Genomic DNA, 17,927 nt, shown 5'->3' with positions numbered 1-17,927 from the left:
CGGCGAATAGTATTTCGTCATGATGAAGCATACTGAACGCCTTCCAGATAATTGGGTTTTACATCCGAAATTTGCTTATAAGCTGATTGGTTGCCTAGCGATTGCATTTATACTCGGGGTACTGGGCGCTGTCGTCATGTATTTTTATGTTTCGGTGATATCCGAAGCCTCGGAGTACCGTAAGAATTTTAATAACGGTTACACTCAAAGCCGAGACTTCTTTGAACAAAATGAGCTTCTGCTTGCTGGGATGATCAAAAGTGTAAATTTTGTAAGCGGCTTGGCTGCTCCCGCTTCAAACCCGGGAAAAGAGCGCTTTTATTTGCAGCCCTTGCCGGCGCCAGATAGCCATAATGGAATATTAAATCTGTCTGCGCAGATGCGTAAGGAGCTTCGCGAGTCGAATGTCAATATCATTTGCGTTGACATGGCCGCGGGCGTTGCACGCTATGTATTCAAATCCGATACAAGTAATAGCAATAAGCTAAAACAGATTTCTGAGCAACTTCAGGATGTTGACGGATCCAAACAATTGGAGAATGGGCTGCACGTATTTCAATTGGGGACCGGCAACGAGAAAAAGTCATATATCTTTGAACCGGTTTCATCGCGACTGATGCCGCATGCCTGGCTCGGAATAGAGGTGCCTCATGCGCGCGTTCAAAAATCAATAATGAGCGAAATGAACGCGGCGCCGCAGTTGGGTATCAAGTACATGATTCTTGATAAGAACGGGCGAATAATAAGTAGCGTTCCAGAGCTGGACTTGAACGACCATCGTACTATTGAGTTTTTGAATGCGATGAACAATAAGGGGGACGGTTTTGAAAGCTATGGCGCCCCTGTATTCAAAGTGTCATTGAAAAAAGAATTGGGCGGCGGGCAGCGCTGGGTTGTTTATTATGCAAGTTATAGTGATGTGTTGTGGCAGGTGCGTTATTCGGTGGTTTTCGGCTGTTTGGTTTTTATTGCTTCGCTGGGGTCGGCTTATATTGTCATGCGCTACGTGCGCCGCGCAGTGTTTCTTCCAGCACAAGAGCAGGCCGTACAACTTATGGAGCGAGAGGCGTTCAACCGTACGATGTTGGAACTGGCCCCAGTCGGGATCTGCGTATTCAGCCGGGAAAGTGGAAAATTATTGCTTCAGAGTGAAAAAGCCAAGGCAATGCTCGCATCGTATGTCGAAATGGGCGGGTGCCGTGCAAGCCTGCGTGAGTTCTTTATGAGTGTCCCGCTGAAAGGCGGTGAAACGTCCTATCGCACGGGTGTGACAACATTTACCCCTCATGAAAGTACCCAACGCTACATTCATGTTTCGTTGGCAGAGTTGCAATACAACGATCAGCCTGTTCTTTTCTGTTCATTTGTCGATGACAGCGAACGCAGACGTGCGGAATTGATGATGGCTGCCGCCAAAGAAGCCGCCGACGAGGCCAATGCGGCCAAATCTACGTTTCTGGCGATGATGAGTCATGAAATTCGTACTCCGTTGTATGGCGTGTTGGGCACACTGGAGTTGCTGGGAAACACGACGTTGCTACCGCAGCAGCGGGGTTATCTGGGCACCATCGAACACTCCTCCAGTAACCTGCGGCACATCATCGATGACATTCTGGACTTCTCCAAGATTGAGGCAAATCAGCTCGCCTTGGAGTTGGGGCAATTCAACCTGATTGAACTTGCACAGCATGTGGCCAGAAGTTTCGTATCGCTGGCACAAAAAAAAGGCGTGGAACTGTACTGCTGCTTGCAACCGGATTTACCGCTACTTGTTGGGGACCGCAACCGTCTGCAGCAAGTGCTGAGTAATCTGTTGAGTAACGCGGTGAAGTTCACCGACAGCGGCAAGATCGTCATTCGTATCGGTGGCGTTAAAAATGCGGCAGGCAGGTTCGATGTGCGGATACAGGTTTCGGACTCGGGCATTGGCATCGCAAAAGCGTCGCAGGCCAAGCTGTTTGAACCGTTTATCCAGGCTGACCATTCGACGGCCCGGCGTTTTGGGGGGACGGGGCTGGGGTTATCAATTTGTCGAAAACTCGTGGAGTTGATGGGGGGAGAAGTCAATCTGGTCAGCGAGTTGGGCCTGGGGAGCAGCTTTAGCTTGTTGCTTGATCTACCGATTGCCGGGACGCTGCAGCCGATCAGCCTGGCGGGACTGTCTACCGTCCAGGTATTGGCGGGTGCCAACGAACAACGTGAAACATTGCTCGCGCTCATCGAGCATGCCGGCGGCCGGGCGTACCCCCTGACGGGAGTCTTGCCCGCGTCAGCACACAACGACGTGTTGCTCGTGACCTGGCCGCACCGGCCTGAAATGACCTTCGCAAACAGATTTGCAGGTGTCGTCTGGCTTGACCCGCAAGGTGCGTCGATACCTGAATGGCGTGAAGACGGTTGGCATGTGAGCAGTCTGTGCCAGCAGGGAATTGTGCAAGCCCTGCAACGGGCGGGCGGAAATGAACTCGGCGGGGTCCGGGCATCACCGGTCTTAGTGCCTGCGGTGCCCAAGACGTTGCACGTGCTGGCGGTTGAAGATCACCCCATCAACCAGCGGGTTCTGACCGAACAACTGCAGCAATTGGGCTGCCAGGTAACGATGACCTCGGATGGTCGTGAAGCTTTGCAGCGCTGGCAACGTGGTGAATCCTTCGATGTGGTCTTAACTGACGTGAACATGCCAGAACTGGATGGTTACCAGTTGACCCGACGATTACGGGCAGAGGGAATAAAAGTGCCGATCGTCGGCGTGACGGCCAATGCCCAGACCGACGAAACAGAACGCTGCTTGCAGGCAGGTATGGACGGCTATCTGGCCAAGCCTGTTTCCCTGGCGGGGCTCAAGCAGGAACTCCTGCGAATTGGAGGGTTGCGCTAGCAGGTGACTCACCGACGACACCAGAGAAAGGTGGTCTACGCCAAGAGTTTGAGCAATGTTTGATCAGGTCACACTCATTGAGGAGGGCGCAGTGAATTGGCTAGCCATTATTTTCTCGTCATGCGCGCTGGCGTTGGGGCTGGCGAGTGCCGTGTGGGCAGCAAGAAGAGCTCGGCGTCGAATACCTGTTTCGGAACAGCCAGACTCAATGAACATGCTTGAAGTGCGTGACCTGGTCCAGGTAGTGATGGATCGATCGCTGGTGGGGTTGTGCCTGCTGCGCAAGAGCGATGGTGAAGTACTGATTCAGAACGAGCTGTCTGGCGAGCTGATAACCGTTGATGTCGAGTACGAAGGGCGGCGCTGGGGGTTGCGCGACTATTTTTTGATGCTGTTTGACAAGGAGGTAACTGCAACCGATCTCCTTGAAATTGATGCCAAAAGGCCGGGCACCGGGTGCTCAGTGCGTATTCTGGCTCACCTGGTCGAGGTTAAGTATCACCACGAGCCGGCACTGTTTTGTTCGTTTGGCGATGACAATAAGCGCAGGAATGCGGAGTTGATGCTGGCCTCGGCCAAAGACGCCGCCGATGAGGCAAGCTTGGCTAAATCAACCTTCCTGGCGATGATGAGTCATGAAATTCGCACCCCTTTGTACGGCGTCTTGGGCACGCTGGAGCTACTGGCAAACACTACGCTGCTACCACAGCAGCGAGGCTACCTCAGCACCATTGAACATTCCTCCAGTAACCTGCTGAATATCATCGATGACATTCTGGACTTCTCCAGGATTGAAGCGAATCAGCTGACTCTGGAGTTTGCACCGTTCAATCTTGTTGAATTGGCTGAGGGTGTGGCGAGGAGCTTCGTCTCTTTAGCGCAAAAAAAAGGGGTGGCGTTATATTGCTGTCTACAACCGGATCTACCGCTGCTCACAGGGGATCGTAACCGTCTGCAGCAAGTGCTGAGTAATCTGTTGAGTAACGCGGTGAAGTTCACTGACAGCGGCAAGATCGTCATACGGATCGAAGGCACGGAAAATACGGCTGGCCAACTCGATGTGCGGATCCAGGTCTCGGATTCGGGTATTGGCATCCGTAATACCTTGCAGGCCAAGCTGTTTGAACCGTTTATCCAGGCTGATAATTCCACGGCCCGGCGTTTTGGGGGGACGGGGCTGGGGTTGTCGATTTGCCGCAAGCTGATGGAGTTGATGGGCGGGAAAATAGAACTGGTCAGCGAGCTGGGCCTGGGCAGCAGCTTTACCTTATTGCTTGAGCTTGCGATTGCCGAAAAGCTGCAACCGACCAGCCTGGCAGGGCTGCCTATCGTCCACGTGTCTGCGGGCGCCAACGAGCAACTTGAAACATTGCTTGCGCTAGTCAAGCATGCCGACGGCCAGGCGCAGCTCCTTACCGAAACCCTACCGGACTCAGCACACCACGACCTGTTGTTGGTGACCTGGCCGCACCGACCAGAAACAGCTTTGGACAACCGGTTTGCAGGCATTGTCTGGCTTGAACCGCAAGGTGCGCCAACACCGGAATGGCATGAAGACGGTTGGCATGTGAGCAGTATGTGCCAGCACGGAATTCTGCAAGCCTTGCAACGGGCGGCCAGAAAGGAGCCCGGCGGGGTCCGGGCATCACCGGTCTTAGTGCCTGCGGTGCTCAAGACGTTGCACGTGTTGGCGGTTGAAGATCATCCCATCAACCAATTGGTACTGACCGAACAACTGCAGCAACTGGGCTACCAGGTCACGATGGTCTCGGATGGTCGTGAAGCCTTGCAACGCTGGCACCGTGGTGAGCACTTCGACATCGTGGTGACTGACGTGAACATGCCAGAACTGGATGGCTACCAGTTGACCCGGCGGCTACGGGCAGAAGGGGTCAACGTACCTATTGTCGGGGTGACCGCCAATGCCCAGACCGAGGAAGGAGAGCGCTGCTTACAGGCGGGCATGGATGATTATCTGGTCAAACCGGTTTCACTCGCGGCACTACGAGAGGCATTGCAAGCCGTTGGCGTTTCAATTGCAGGGGGCTCAAAGGCCAATGTGATGGCAAAATTGGACGAGATCAAACCGGCCATGCGCGATTTGTTTGTTTCAACAACCAGGCACGATTGGGCGGCTATGATGAACTCACTGTCAGAGGGTAATGCCACGGCAGTCACTCAGTATGCCCATCGCATCAAGGGCGCCCTGGTGACGATCGGCGCTATGGACGCGGCAGAGTTTTGTTCGCACCTTGAAGAGATCGCCGCTTCTGGTCACCTGTCCCGGGTTGACCCGTGCCTGGGTCGTTTGAAGGAGTATTTGGATCCTATATTGGAGGCGTCATCATGACCCTTAAAGTGGTTCTGGCAGACGATCATCCAATTGTTTTGTTTGGGGTTCGTATGGCCCTTGAAAATGAACCCGGCATTGAAGTCTCAGGGGAGGCGCAAGACTCGACTGCCTTGGTCGAGTTGATGGACAAAGTAAAGCCCGATGTTTTGATCAGTGATTTTTACATGCCTGGCGGTAAACATGGAGACGGGTTGACGTTGGTTTCGTTTGTCAAGCGGCGCTATCCAGACGTCAAATTGATCATTCTTACCATGATGACCAATCCATCAATATTGGACAATATCGTTACTGCCGGGGCAGAGGGTGTACTGCTCAAGAGTAGCGGACACGATAACCTTGTTGATGCGATTCGGGCTGTTGTCCAAGGCAGAAAGTACATAGGTGCTGCGGTCCAGGCCCTGCTAAATGAAGTCAAGGTCAACAACTTGAATTCGCGTGGGGACGGGGGGCAAAAGGCACTGTCGAGTAAAGAGTCGGAGGTCATGCGGCTATTCGTGAACGGGCACACGGTTTCTGAAATCGCCAATATGCTCAATCGAAGTGTGAAAACCATCAGCCATCAAAAAATATCAGCTCAGCAAAAGCTGGGGGTTGCCAATGACAAGGAGTTATACGAGTACGCGTTACGAAACGGCCTGCTTTGATAGCCATCTGGATGAACGATGAAATTAAAAGCAGGGTGGGAAGTATTTAAGGTTTGGAGTTAACTCATCTAAATAGTCATTTAGTTTAGTTATATTTAATAGTTATTAAGGGAGGAGGGTAGGTCATCCTTATATTCACTATAAAGGGCAATGAATTATGGATTATGAGCGTTTGCCGAGTACCTGGGTTATCGAGGAAGCGCGTGCTTTTTTGAGGGCCGCACAGATCCTCGAACAAGGTGCCTCAAACGGTGATTTCCATCTCTACTGGCCAGCCGTGATGAATTCGGCGCTCGCGTCTGAGCTGCTTCTAAAGTCATTCCTTGTTGAGGCTGACCCTCGATTTCCAAGGTTTGGTCGCCGGCTTGCCAGGAAACAGGCATGGCCTGATGGATCTGTACAACGCTATTCCTATTGAGCTGGCTAACCAACTGCGTGAAACATCGAAGAGATTGGCTCCAGGCTTTCAACTGGAAAAATGGATCACGGCTAGCTCGAAGCTTTTCGTTGGCACCCGGTATCCATATGAAGCCAACTCGGTTCAAGCCGTTGACCTGGATGTGTTGAAGCTCGCGCCGCACTTGGATCAGGTGCTGGAGGAAATGACTCGTCAACCAGTCAGTGCCAGGCTTTAAATCTGACCACAGAGCCCGCCAGCTCCGTATATGATACTTCGCATAATGTATATTATGTTAAATAAAGGAATATGTCAGAGATGCTCCTGAGCCGCCTAAACCACTGATTCTACAAACCTGCCTCTGACGCCCACCGCCAATTCGTACTCAACTTGTGAGACACCAGCGCAGAAGCTGCAACACAACTGCGGGCTCAGCAGACGCATCCGATTAGCTGTCACACGCCACTTCCGACTCGGGAACCTTGACTCGCTGAGCCTTGAGTTGGCACCCTTTAAGGAGAAGTAGCTCATCGAGTCGAGTCACGAATTCGCTGCTAGCATCTTCTGGTATAAGAACGGCTGCTAGCAATTGGGTGAATGGTGCGCTGAGAATAAAACCAGACTCGTCGACATATCGGAATAGCTTCTCGGAGGCCACGCCACCATTACGATAGTTTTTGCCATCCTTAGAAACATCGAGCCCTTCATGCCGTTTAATCCACTTGAAGTCTGGCAGAATTTTCTGATTAAAAAATATCAACTGCCGGACATCAAGAGCTACGCGATACTCTCTCTCAACACCGAACTTAGGATCTTTTGTAAAAAAGGCTTCTCTCTGACCTTGTTTATTCACAACATACCTAACGGGTTCAAATCTATATCCGATGGGCAGTACGTGATCCAAATAATCTCCAAGCTTGAGTCTATCAGCCACAAACAGGACGCAATCGGCTGATTTTGCGTAGCCCCCATAACTATCCCACATGAATCGAGACATATGCTTATCCCAATACCAACTCTGGATAAACTGGTCTTTTTTCTCACTGACCATCTGACCGTGAGTGAGGTTCGCAGCCTCTTGCTGAGACAGCCGCAACGCCTCAGGCACCTTCATATTCAAAATTTCCAGAATACGCTTTTCGTTGTGCCCAAAGTGCTCACGATCACCTTCGGTGGGGTCGTCGGGATATTCGTCTGTCCTCCGGAGATACAACCCCTCGTCCCTTAGAACTTTTAGTGCTCGCTCTCCGGGCATGTAACGCTGCAGGTGAGTTTGATGAAACATGTCTTCTAATGTCCTTATCCGCGTAGCGACGCATATTAGCCATGATCACTGACAGGTTCCAACCACTACACTGGTCGGAACCCACACGACATCACCAACACTGAGGTTTCGCCTGGGCCCTCCTTGTTCTAGCTCCCTCCTCCCTGACGGTGACGCGTACGCGTCAACGATCAGATTGCCTATAAGGCCGTCTCGCTTTAGCCCCTCAACCCCCAAATTGCATAGGGTGCAGCCAACCCAGCCCCATTCAGCAGGAGCGGTTCTATAGGGTTCGTTATAAATATCACCTAACGGTCACATAAAAATTGTTTACTTACGTTTGGGAATAATTATTATTAGCAACCTCATCCGAGCCGACAGGACCTGTGCCAGTGATACGAACCTCCCAGGTATTTTCCCGATTAAACGAAGGAAAAAGCGTCTACGGAGTACTCAACTCTCTGCCCTCGCCCATGCTCTGCGAGATGCTCGCGTTTGCGGGCTATGACTTCGTCATTCTCGACCTTGAACACTTGCTGCGCTCCGAAGAAGACATCATGCATTGCATCCGCGCATGTGAGGCTGCTGGCATTTCGCCTTGGTTGCGCCTGCCGCAAGTGGACGAAAAACTGATTGGCCGGGCACTGGATGCTGGCATTGAAGCCATTGTTCTTTCACGTATCGAAAGTGCTGCGCAAGTTCAGCGCGCCATCGAAGCGGCCTTCTTCCCCCCCTTGGGAAAACGCGGAATAACCGGTGGGCGTATCACCGGATTCGGCCGCCTGCCTTTACCTGAATACATTGATCTGGCTAATCGCCAGGCCCCAATTATTCCCATGATCGAAAGCCGCGCCGGGGTCGAGGCGCTCAGCGAGATTCTGCAACTGCCAGGGGTCGGCATGATCATGGAAGGAGCACTGGATCTGTCGCTCGATCTCGACCTAGGGCCCGCCCCGCTCCACCCCCAAGTCTGGCAAGCGCTGCAAGGCATGGCCGATGCCTGTCTTGGCGCTGGAATACCGTTTTGCGCCAATCCCCGCACCCCCGAACAAAACGCGCTGTGGCGCGCTCGTGGGGTCCGCAGCTTTCTGGCCGGTGAAGACAGGGGCTTGTTGCATAACGCATTGAAAGCCCGCCTACATTCTCTCCAGCAGTAACATGAGACAAATAGTCCAATGAAAACAACAACCTCACTGCACTTTTCCCTCAGCCTTATCACGTTGGGCATTTGTCACAGCGCCATGGCTGCGGATCAACCAGCCGACTTGCCCGCCGCCCCCACGGGCAGCGTGATCCTGGCGCCGATGACGATTCAGGGAGACGTTCTCGGCACGGCCAGCGATCAGGAAGTGCGCACTTATGCCGGCAGCCGTAGCGTTATCGACTCCAGCGCCCTGGAAAAGGCCAGTGCCCGCGGTCTGGACGATGCGCTGCAACGGGTACCGGGCGTCAAGATCTTTGACGAAACCGGCACCGGCGCCTTGCCACAGATCTCGGTACGCGGGCTGTACGAGAGCCGTAGCGGCCGGATTCAAGCCTTGTCGGATGGCATTCCACTGGCACTGGCACCCTACGGCCAGACCGGTTTGTCACTGTTCCCAATGACCATGGCCACCGTCGACCGCATTGATATCGTGCGCGGGGGCGCCGCCGTGCAATATGGTCCAAACAACGTTGGCGGTGTGATCAACTTCATCAGTAAGCCGATTCCCCGCGAGTGGGAAACCACGTTGCAAGAGAAATTGACCCTCAACGCCGGCGGGCGCCAGTTGTGGGATAGCTACATGGGCACCGGCGGCTACCTGACCGACAACTTCGGTCTGCAACTGGACATCAACACCCTGAGTGGCGAATACGGTCGCGAGCACTCTGACACCGATGTGCAGAACTACCGTCTGCGCGGCCAATGGAACATTGATGACAATCGCGACCTGAGCTTCGGTATCCAGCGCTACAAAGCCGATATGGACCTGGCCGGCGCCCTCAGCGTGAAGGATTACAAGCAGGACCCCCGGCAATCGACGCGTCCGCTGGACCGCTTCGAGGGCGACACCAATCGCGTCTGGGGTACTTACACCCAGCGTCTGGGCGCCATGGGCCCCTTCGACACGGTAGAGTTCAGCTGGACCAACTTCGCCCACGACAGCTACCGCAACTTCGTGGTCGGCCTGCCGTTCACCCCAAACGGTACGGCGGTCACCAAACAAGACGGCCCCCGCAACTTTAAGGTCTGGGGCACGGAGCCACGCATCAGTGCCACCATCGATGGCGACACCGTTGGCCAAACCTGGTTGCTGGGCGCCCGTTATGTCAGCGAAGACATCGATTACAAAGTTAATCGCCAGAACGTTGCCAGCAGCGTGACGACGCCGTTCCGGGACTGGAAGTTCAATGACGATGCCCGTGCGTTCTACCTCAGCAACGCCATCAGCCTGCTCGATCGCCGCCTGACCATCACCCCCGGTGTGCGCTATGAAAATGCTCGTATGGATTACGGCGATGGCATCACCGGGTTCTCGCGCGAGAACAAATCCGAAGAGTGGCTGCCGGGCTTGACGGTCGGTTATCAGGCGACCGACGCCTGGTACGTCTATGCCAATGCCCAGAAGTCCCTGCGCCCACCGCAAGTCACACAGATCGTCAAGGAAGGCGATGTCGCCGCCGAGTTGGCGTGGAACTACGAGACCGGAGTGCGCTATACGCCGTGGGACGGCATGCGCGTCGACTTCAATCTGTATCGCATCGATTTCGATGACCAGATCGCCTACAACGCCACGACCGACCGCTTCAACAACCTTGGAAGTACACGTCACCAGGGATTTGAAACCGAGATTTTCTGGACGCCAGAAGCCCTGCCCGATCTGGACCTGCATGCCAGCTATGCCTACCTCGATGCCAAGCAACGCAATGGCACCTACAGTGACAACGAAGTCCCGTACTCCTCGCGCAATCAGTTCACGGTTGACGGCCGTTACCGTTTTGCCGAGCACTGGACTTACAACCTTGACGGCCTGTACGTCAGCAGCGCTTACACCGATGCAGCCAACTCGCGCAATGAAGATGCCACTGCCAGTGTAGGCAAACTGCCAGCCTACTGGGTCTGGAACACCGCCATTGCCCGTGAGTTCAAACTGGGCAACAAGAGCGTCCTGACCGCGTCTGCCGGCGTCAGCAACCTGTTCAACCGCGAATACTATTTCCGCGGCATCGATACCAGTCCATGGGGGCGTCAGCCCGCGCCAGAACGCTCGCTTACTCTAGGCGTCAACTATCGCTTCTAAACGTCGATCCCAGGAAAACTGTTATGCAACGGCCATTTGTCATTCTTGCCCATGTCGTCCACCCTGCCATTCTCGAGGGTTTCCTGCCGGCCGCGCACAAACGCGGGTTGCCGATCGTGATCATTACTGACCATGCTCAGGAACACCGATGCCTGCTCGCCACGTCACCGATCGCAGCACAAGTGCACGTTATCGAATGTGATGTGTTCAACCCGCTGGCGGTCATCGAGACGCTCAACAGTCAGGGCTTGCAACCGGTTGCCGTGTTTTCCAACAGCGATCACCTGCAGACCGCCACAGCGATAGTGGCCGAGGCATTCGAGTGCCCTGGCAAGGACTGGCGCTTATGCTATGCGGCCAAGAACAAAGCGGTCATGCGCGAGCGCATGCAACGTCTGGGCTTGCCTGGCCCTTGGTTTCAGGTGCTCACACCGCACGCCAAACTGCCGAGCGATGCGCCTTGGCCAGTAGTTGCCAAGCCTCGTGAAGGGGTTGCCAGCCTGGATGTCCGGTTGTGTCACAACGCCGCCGAACTGAGCCTTTACTGCGAGCAGTTCTGGCAACAACAACCGGGCCGGGCACTGTTGCTGGAAGCGTACATGGAAGGCCCCCTGTTCACCCTCGAAACCCTGGGTGACAGGCACAGCCTGCACGTGATTGGCGGCTTTGACGTCACCCTCTCGCCACCGCCGCATTTCGTAGAGCTTGCCGCTCGTTGGGATGGGCCACTGAGCCGCGCCCATCGTACCGCCGCGCTGGCTCAGGTCGCCGCGTTCGGGGTCGGTTTTGGTGTGTGCCACAGCGAATTCATTCTGACCGCCCAAGGCCCGGTGCTGGTTGAAATCAACTACCGCAGCATCGGCGATGGTCGCGAGTTCCTGCTGGATCGGCTGCTGCCACAGGGCTGGTTCGAGCGCATTGTCGCGCTGCACCTGGGAGGCGAGCTGGCCGACCCACAGCCGGCCCAGGCCGCAGCAACCGTTCACTACCTGGTAGCCGACCGTTCGGGGCGCCTGGATCAGGCCAGCGCCAGCTTCAACATCGAGGGTGAGGGCCATTGGTGCGATTATCGTGCACTGCACACTACCGGCGATACCATCACCCTCAGCCACTCCAACAAGGACTACATTGGCGTACTGAGACTGATCGCCCCCGATGACGTGGGTCTCGAAGCGCAGTTGAATGCAACCCTGCACGACCTGAAGTGGGTGGTGGTATGAGCCTGCAGGACCAGGCGTTCATGACTCGACGCATCATCGATTGCTGCCTGCGCGAAGATATCCGCGGGATTGTCAGCCAAGGGCAGATTTGTCCGCTTGCGCCAGACCTGAGACAATACGTGCCGCAGCAACCCGATACCCACTGGTTGCGAATCGCCCATCTGGGCGGTGACGAACTCTGGTTGCCGGTGGCCAAGGCGTATCCGCTACAGGACTGGATCGGTACGGGCGAGGCCTGGATCAAAGTGTCGCCGCAGCGTCACATCGAGGTGCAACACGGCTACCGGCTCTGGCTGGGCCACCTGAGCCACGGCCTGGATGACGATAGCCTGAACCTGTTCGCGGCGTATCTGCAAGAAGCCGATTGCGCGGCTGAACACCGAGCCCTGTGCAACCAGGCGTTTCACCAGCATGCGCCGATGCTGAGCGCCGCGATTGATTTGCAGGACTGGTCGCAGAGGCTGCTGAAGATCGATCAATTGGCCAGTTACCTGGATCACCCGTTTTATCCAACGGCACGGGCCAAAAGCGGCTTTGATGCCGCCGCGCTCAAAGGCTACGCGCCAGAGTTTGCGCCGCGCTTTGAACTCAACTGGCTGGCGATTCCCAGCCATGCGCTGACCCTGACCGGCTCACAGCCGCCGCATTGGCCGGATTTCGCGGCAGTCGGCTTGCCATCGAGCTTGAAAAACAGCCATTTATTACTGCCAGTACACCCGTTGACCTGGGGCGAACTGGAGCAATTCGGCCTGCCTGAAGGCACATTCAAGGCGCCACGCACTGCCATGCAGGTCGAGCCTACGTTGTCCGTGCGCACAGTGGTCTGCGTCCATCAACCTCAGTGGCACATCAAATTGCCGTTGCTGGTCAGCACGCTCGGCGCGCGTAATCTACGCCTGATAAAACCCAGCACCCTCTACGACGGCCACTGGTTCCAAACCACCCTGATGACCTTGGCCCAGCGCGATCCCGCCCTGGCCTCACGTTATCTGCATGTCGATGAAAAACACGGTGGCCATGCCGCCGAAAGTCGCCATCTGGCCTATATCGTGCGCCGTTACCCGACGGGGCTGGAGAACACCACCCTGGTCCCTGTCGCCGCACTGGCCAGCCCGCTTGCCGACGGGCGCCTGTTTCTCGAACAACTGGTCGAGCGCTTCCATGGCGGTTCGCTGCAACACTGGCTGGAGGAGTATCTCGATCTGTTGCTACAGGTCCATTTGCGACTGTGGCTGCAGTACGGCATCGCACTGGAAGCCAACCAGCAGAACGCCGTCTTGATGTTCGAGCAAGGTCAGCCATTACGCCTGCTGATGAAGGACAACGACGCCGCTCGCCTGTGGCCGCAGCGCTTTTCGACGGCGTGCCCGGATCTTGCTGACCTACCGGCAGCCTTGCAAGACGAGCGCATTCGCGTCGACAGCAGCCAGCCCCTGGCCGAGATGTTCTGCACCATTACCTTGCAGTTGAACATCATTGCGATCCTGGAAGCGATAGCCGCTGCGGGCCTGGCCTCCCGGTCCAGCCTGTACGGCACGCTGCGTCAGCGTCTCATGGGATGCCTGCAACAACTCCAAGCGCAAGGCATCGATTGTCACGATGCACACCACTGGCTGCTCGACCGCCCGAAATTGCCGGTCAAATACTTGCTCAGCGCCGGCAGCCTGTTCAGCAAGGCGCATTCCGGGGCCAGCGACATCAATAAGTTCTATGGCTACAGCGCAGCCAACTTCCTGCTGGAGGGGCCTGCATGCAACGGCGCCTGATCACCAGCGTCTTGCTGGGGCATTACCTGTCGGCCTTTACGGCACTGGGGATTCCGTTGTACCTGCCGCGCATCCTCACCGACCTTGCACCTGGCACACCCGGCTGGGCCATTGGTGTGCTGTTCGTGCTGCCGACCCTCTGCACCGCACTGGCGGCGCCGATGTGGGGGCGCTGGGCCGATCGCAACGGTTGTCGCCTGTCGTTGCTGCGTGCGCATGCCGGACTGTTTGCGGGTTTTCTGCTGGCCGGCTTCAGCCCTAATCTGACGGTATTTGTCCTGGCGTTGATCATCCAGGGCACCTTTGGCGGTGCAATGGCGGCGTCCAACGCCTACCTGTCGACCCAGTTCAAGGGTGGCGATTTATCTCGCGCCCTGAACTGGACACAGTATTCAGCACGCCTGGCGATGATCAGTGGCCCGATCCTGTTGGGGCTGTTGACCGCGCAGGGTCTGGGGTTAGGCCTGTATCGCTACCTGGCCTGGTTACCCCTGCTGGCTTTCGTACTCATCCTGCCGCTGCCCAAGGACGCCCCTAGACACGCCTTGGCTAACAAAAAAGCAGGCCCTTTGGGCGAGCTACCGCAAGACATGCCGCGATTACTGGCAGTGCAATTTCTGTTCAGTTTCGCGATGGTCGTTACCTTCCCTTATTTCGTACCCTTCGGCGAGCAACTGAACATTGGCAACGATGCCTTGATCGGCATGCTCTACAGCCTGCCGCACCTGGTTTACCTGCTGGCCCTGCCCTGGGTTCAGAAACATCGGGGCAACCTGCTGTTGCCGGGGCTGGCGTTGCTGGCCATCAGTAACGCCCTGCAATTCTGGAGCGTGCAGGCAGAGCCGTTGTTCGCCCTGCGTCTGCTCAACGGCGCCGGCATGCTGCTCAGTTTTGTCGGGCTGCACCGCTGCCTGAGCCAGCGCAGCCAAAAAGGCAGCGCCGGCCGCCTGTTTGGCTGGTTCGACTCCAGCGGCAAATGGGCCGGCACCGCGGCCGGGATCACTGCGGCGCTGGTCAGTCAGGCCTGCGGCATCGCCTCCCCCTTTCTCGTTGCGTGCCTGGCGGCCATCACCGCCATGGTGCTTGCCCGTCCGCTCTTGATCGCCTCCCGGGAGATTCCAGCATGACGCTTGCTCTGACCACCTCACTGAACACTGTCTCCCTGCATGACCATGTACTCGATGGTGAAGCCGAACGACATGCCATCGAATGCCTGCTCAATTGCTATTTGCGCGAATACGCCTTGCCGCGCAACGAAGCGAATCTGAACTATCAGGCACAGGATCTGCCGATGAGCCTGCGCCAGGCCAACGCCCGCTGCATCAGTATTCGCCTGCCCAGTGGCCGGCTGATTGTACGCATCGACCGCTGCAGCCTGCTGGGCCGTTGCCATTACCTCAGCGGCCCTTATTTCAAAGGCAACCACCAGAGCTGGCGACCGCTGAGTGCCGCCGAACTGGCCCGCTTGCTCTGCACCCCACTGAGTGGCGCCGAGCGCGTTGGCGAGCTGCTGCAACAGATCGCTAACAGCTTGCAGATCACCCGCACCTTTTTGCGCCACTCGCGCCCAACCGAAGCCACCGACAGCCTGCTGGCCTCCGAACAACACCAGCTGTGGGGCCACGCTCTGCATCCGACGCCAAAAAGTCGCGAGGGCATTTCCCATGATGATTTGCTGGCCTGCTCGCCGGAAGTCGGAGCCCACTTTCAATTGCACTGGTTCAAGGTCGCCCCGAGGCTGATTCGTCATCAGGGCGAGGACCCGCGCAGCACGCTGCAGCAACTGTCGGGGCGCGACGATGCCTATCCATGCCACCCCTGGGAAGTCGCCCGCGTGCTGGCCGACCCGCTGGTACAGCGTGCGCAACAACAGGGTTTGATCGAATACCTCGGCCCCCTGGGGCAGGCCATGTACCCGACGTCATCGGTACGCACGCTCTACCATCCGCAAATGGCCTATTTCATGAAGTTCTCGATGCACGTGCGCCTGACCAACTGCGTGCGCAAGAACGCCTGGTATGAACTGGACAGCGCCGTCGCCCTCACCCGCCTGCTCCGCCCGGTCATGGACGCGCTGGCGACGCAACAACCCGGCTTCAGGCTGATGCCCGAGCCCAGCGCCACCAGCCTGGACCTCAGTGCTCTGGGTACGCTGGAGCAGGCCCGAGAAGTCACCGAGTGCTTCGGTATCGTTTACCGGGAGAACCTTCCCCACGCTGACCGCCAGCGATATCAACCGCAAGTGGCCATGGCGCTGTTTACCTGGGATCGGCAAGGTCGCAGTATTTGCCGCCCACAGCTGCAGCGCTATGCCGACAACACCGGCTTGAGCATTGAGCAAGCCACGCTGGACTGGCTGCAAGCCTATGCCGGCCTGATGCTCGGCGGCGTGCTGTATTGCCTGTTCCGTCAGGGCCTGGCGCTGGAGCCGCACTTGCAGAACACCGTCATCGGTTTCGCTGAAAACGGGCTACCCAGCCAGGTCTGGATTCGCGATCTGGAAGGCACCAAGCTGGTGCCTGAAATCTGGCCCACCGAACGACTGAGCGCACTGGATGAGCGTACCCGCAGCTCTGTGTACTACAGCGCGCAAAAGGCCTGGCAACGAGTGGGCTACTGCGCACTGGTGAACAATCTCGGCGAAGCGATCTTCCATCTGGCCAATGGCAGCGGCTCGCTGGAGCAGCAGCTGTGGGCACAGGTCGGCGACCTGCTGCACGTGCAATCCGCACGCCTGGGCCACCCGACAGAACTGCGTGAGCTATGCGCCGGCGCACCTTTCCCCAGCAAGGAAAACTTCATGACCCGCCTGATGATGCGTGCCGACCGCGAAGCGGGTTACACCTGGTTACCCAGCCCGCTGGCGATGCTTGAAAAGAGGAAACGCGCATGAGCCTTCCTGTTGCCGTTACCCAACGCATCCAGCAGCTCAGGGCTGAGCACGACGCGCCTTTATGCGCCTATGTCTACGACCTGCCGGCCCTTGAACGTCACATAAAGGCGATGCGCCAGGTATTGCCGGAAAACTGCGAATTGTTCTACGCAGCCAAGGCCAACCCGGAAGCCCAGGTGCTGAAAACCCTCGCGCCGTGGGTGGACGGCTTCGAGGCAGCCTCCGGTGGCGAACTGACGTGGCTGCATGAACAGTGCCCCGACCAGCCGCTGATCTTTGGCGGCCCTGGCAAGCTCGATCACGAACTGGATATCGCCCTGCAATACCGGACCTCAGCCTTTCATGTCGAGAGCGTGACCGAACTGCGCAGCCTGGCACGCATCGCCCGCGAACGCGGTACGCAGGCTCCGGTCATGCTGCGGCTGAACCTGAAGCTGGCCCAGGCCCCGCAAAGCCGCTTGGTCATGGGCGGCAAACCCACACCGTTCGGCCTGGATGAGGACGGTCTGGCAAGCGCCCTGCAGTTGTTGCGCGAAGAACCGTCTCTGGCACTCAAGGGCCTGCACTTTCATCTGCTGTCGCACCAGTTGGATGTCGACGCCCATCTTGAATTGATCCGCAGCTACTTCTTGACCTTCCGCCAACTGTGCGCAGATCACAACCTGCAACTGCCGCTCTTGAATGTCGGCGGAGGAATGGGCATCAATTATCAGGACGCAACGCAGTCCTTCGACTGGCCACGCTTCTGTCAGGGCTTGCAGACGCTGATCAATCAGTACGACATGGGCGCGACCCGCGTACGTTTCGAGATTGGCCGCTTCGTCAGCGCCGCCTGTGGCTACTACGTGATGCAGGTGCTAGACATCAAAAGCAGCCACGGCGAACTTTTTGCCATCGGCCGCGGCGGCACTCACCACTTTCGCACACCTGCGGCTCAAGGCCATGACCATCCATTCACGGTACTGCGGGGGCCTCGGCCGGCCCAGATCAGCAATCAAACCATCACCCTGGTGGGGCAACTGTGCACGCCAAAGGACGTTCTTGCCAGGCAGCAGCCGGTGGCACAACTGGCGATTGGCGACTTGTTGGTGTTCACCCTCGCGGGTGCCTATGCCTGGAACATCTCGCACCAGAACTTTCTGATGCACGAACCACCGTTGAAAGTCTTTATCGAGGGCTGATGGTTTGTCAGCCCCCGAACTTTCGCCTCTTCCCCGTTAAACTACCGCTG

General features: G+C 56.8%; 12 protein-coding genes. 11 read left to right on the top strand and 1 reads right to left on the bottom strand.

The window, feature by feature from the left end:
* The first annotated feature begins 19 nt into the window (after positions 1-19).
* The 4 genes from AO268_RS29145 to AO268_RS33400 all read left to right on the top strand — a co-directional run bounded on the left by AO268_RS29145 (position 20) and on the right by AO268_RS33400 (position 6,510).
* Positions 20-2,878, top strand: coding sequence for a response regulator (locus AO268_RS29145; RefSeq protein ID WP_099170659.1), 2,859 nt, complete (start codon positions 20-22; stop codon positions 2,876-2,878).
* Between the two features lie 55 nt (positions 2,879-2,933).
* Positions 2,934-5,228 (top strand): hybrid sensor histidine kinase/response regulator, encoded by a 2,295-nt coding sequence (locus tag AO268_RS29140; RefSeq protein WP_099170658.1) that lies wholly within the window; start codon positions 2,934-2,936, stop codon positions 5,226-5,228.
* The gene (locus tag AO268_RS29135) at positions 5,225-5,875 is read left to right on the top strand and encodes a response regulator (protein ID WP_186353216.1); all 651 of its coding nucleotides are present in this window, start codon (positions 5,225-5,227) and stop codon (positions 5,873-5,875) included. Before AO268_RS29140 ends, AO268_RS29135 begins: the two co-directional genes overlap by 4 nt.
* A 389-nt stretch (positions 5,876-6,264) precedes the next feature.
* The gene (locus tag AO268_RS33400; RefSeq protein ID WP_257154479.1) at positions 6,265-6,510 is read left to right on the top strand and encodes a hypothetical protein; all 246 of its coding nucleotides are present in this window, start codon (positions 6,265-6,267) and stop codon (positions 6,508-6,510) included.
* 210 nt (positions 6,511-6,720) lie between these two features.
* Here the strand turns inward: AO268_RS33400 and AO268_RS29125 are convergent, their stop codons facing one another.
* Positions 6,721-7,557 carry a hypothetical protein gene (locus AO268_RS29125; protein WP_076960958.1) on the bottom strand — a complete coding sequence of 279 codons (837 nt, stop codon included), beginning with the start codon at positions 7,555-7,557 and terminating at the stop codon, positions 6,721-6,723.
* Between the two features lie 452 nt (positions 7,558-8,009).
* On the opposite strand from AO268_RS29125, the gene AO268_RS29120 reads away from it, so the two are divergent.
* Genes AO268_RS29120 through AO268_RS29090 form a run of 7 tightly spaced genes read left to right on the top strand, consistent with a single transcriptional unit; the run spans position 8,010 to position 17,877 of the window.
* On the top strand, positions 8,010-8,693 hold the full coding sequence (locus AO268_RS29120; RefSeq protein WP_090412700.1) for an HpcH/HpaI aldolase family protein: 684 nt from the start codon (positions 8,010-8,012) through the stop codon (positions 8,691-8,693).
* An 18-nt stretch (positions 8,694-8,711) separates the two neighbouring features.
* Entirely contained in the window at positions 8,712-10,817 is a 2,106-nt protein-coding gene (locus tag AO268_RS29115; RefSeq protein WP_099170657.1) for a TonB-dependent receptor family protein, read from the top strand.
* A gap of 23 nt (positions 10,818-10,840) precedes the next feature.
* Positions 10,841-12,037: an ATP-grasp domain-containing protein gene (locus tag AO268_RS29110; RefSeq protein WP_099170656.1), complete on the top strand. Its 1,197-nt coding sequence runs from the start codon at positions 10,841-10,843 to the stop codon at positions 12,035-12,037.
* Positions 12,034-13,803, top strand: a complete 1,770-nt coding sequence (locus AO268_RS29105; RefSeq protein WP_257154478.1) for an IucA/IucC family protein — start codon at positions 12,034-12,036, stop codon at positions 13,801-13,803. The genes AO268_RS29110 and AO268_RS29105 overlap by 4 nt, the downstream gene beginning before the upstream one ends.
* Positions 13,788-14,930 (top strand): MFS transporter, encoded by a 1,143-nt coding sequence (locus AO268_RS29100; RefSeq protein ID WP_099170654.1) that lies wholly within the window; start codon positions 13,788-13,790, stop codon positions 14,928-14,930. Before AO268_RS29105 ends, AO268_RS29100 begins: the two co-directional genes overlap by 16 nt.
* Positions 14,927-16,696: an IucA/IucC family protein gene (locus AO268_RS29095; protein ID WP_099170653.1), complete on the top strand. Its 1,770-nt coding sequence runs from the start codon at positions 14,927-14,929 to the stop codon at positions 16,694-16,696. Before AO268_RS29100 ends, AO268_RS29095 begins: the two co-directional genes overlap by 4 nt.
* A complete protein-coding gene (locus tag AO268_RS29090) occupies positions 16,693-17,877 on the top strand; it encodes a type III PLP-dependent enzyme (RefSeq protein ID WP_076960952.1) in 1,185 nt (394 codons plus the stop codon). Before AO268_RS29095 ends, AO268_RS29090 begins: the two co-directional genes overlap by 4 nt.
* The last annotated feature ends 50 nt before the right edge of the window (positions 17,878-17,927 follow it).

Origin of the sequence: Pseudomonas sp. ICMP 8385 (genome assembly GCF_002699915.1) — a bacterium.
Lineage (GTDB): Bacteria > Pseudomonadota > Gammaproteobacteria > Pseudomonadales > Pseudomonadaceae > Aquipseudomonas > Aquipseudomonas gessardii.
This window is presented reverse-complemented; position numbering and strand designations above follow the sequence as displayed.

Excerpts from the sequence above, each read along its gene's own strand:
- AO268_RS29145 (WP_099170659.1), top strand. The coding sequence starts at position 20 with ATGATGAAGCATACTGAACGCCTTCCAGATAATTGGGTTTTACATCCG.
- AO268_RS29140 (WP_099170658.1), top strand. The coding sequence starts at position 2,934 with ATGTTTGATCAGGTCACACTCATTGAGGAGGGCGCAGTGAATTGGCTA.
- AO268_RS29135 (WP_186353216.1), top strand. The coding sequence starts at position 5,225 with ATGACCCTTAAAGTGGTTCTGGCAGACGATCATCCAATTGTTTTGTTT.
- AO268_RS33400 (WP_257154479.1), top strand. The coding sequence starts at position 6,265 with ATGGATCTGTACAACGCTATTCCTATTGAGCTGGCTAACCAACTGCGT.
- AO268_RS29125 (WP_076960958.1), bottom strand. The coding sequence starts at position 7,557 with ATGTTTCATCAAACTCACCTGCAGCGTTACATGCCCGGAGAGCGAGCA.
- AO268_RS29120 (WP_090412700.1), top strand. The coding sequence starts at position 8,010 with ATGCTCTGCGAGATGCTCGCGTTTGCGGGCTATGACTTCGTCATTCTC.
- AO268_RS29115 (WP_099170657.1), top strand. The coding sequence starts at position 8,712 with ATGAAAACAACAACCTCACTGCACTTTTCCCTCAGCCTTATCACGTTG.
- AO268_RS29110 (WP_099170656.1), top strand. The coding sequence starts at position 10,841 with ATGCAACGGCCATTTGTCATTCTTGCCCATGTCGTCCACCCTGCCATT.
- AO268_RS29105 (WP_257154478.1), top strand. The coding sequence starts at position 12,034 with ATGAGCCTGCAGGACCAGGCGTTCATGACTCGACGCATCATCGATTGC.
- AO268_RS29100 (WP_099170654.1), top strand. The coding sequence starts at position 13,788 with ATGCAACGGCGCCTGATCACCAGCGTCTTGCTGGGGCATTACCTGTCG.
- AO268_RS29095 (WP_099170653.1), top strand. The coding sequence starts at position 14,927 with ATGACGCTTGCTCTGACCACCTCACTGAACACTGTCTCCCTGCATGAC.
- AO268_RS29090 (WP_076960952.1), top strand. The coding sequence starts at position 16,693 with ATGAGCCTTCCTGTTGCCGTTACCCAACGCATCCAGCAGCTCAGGGCT.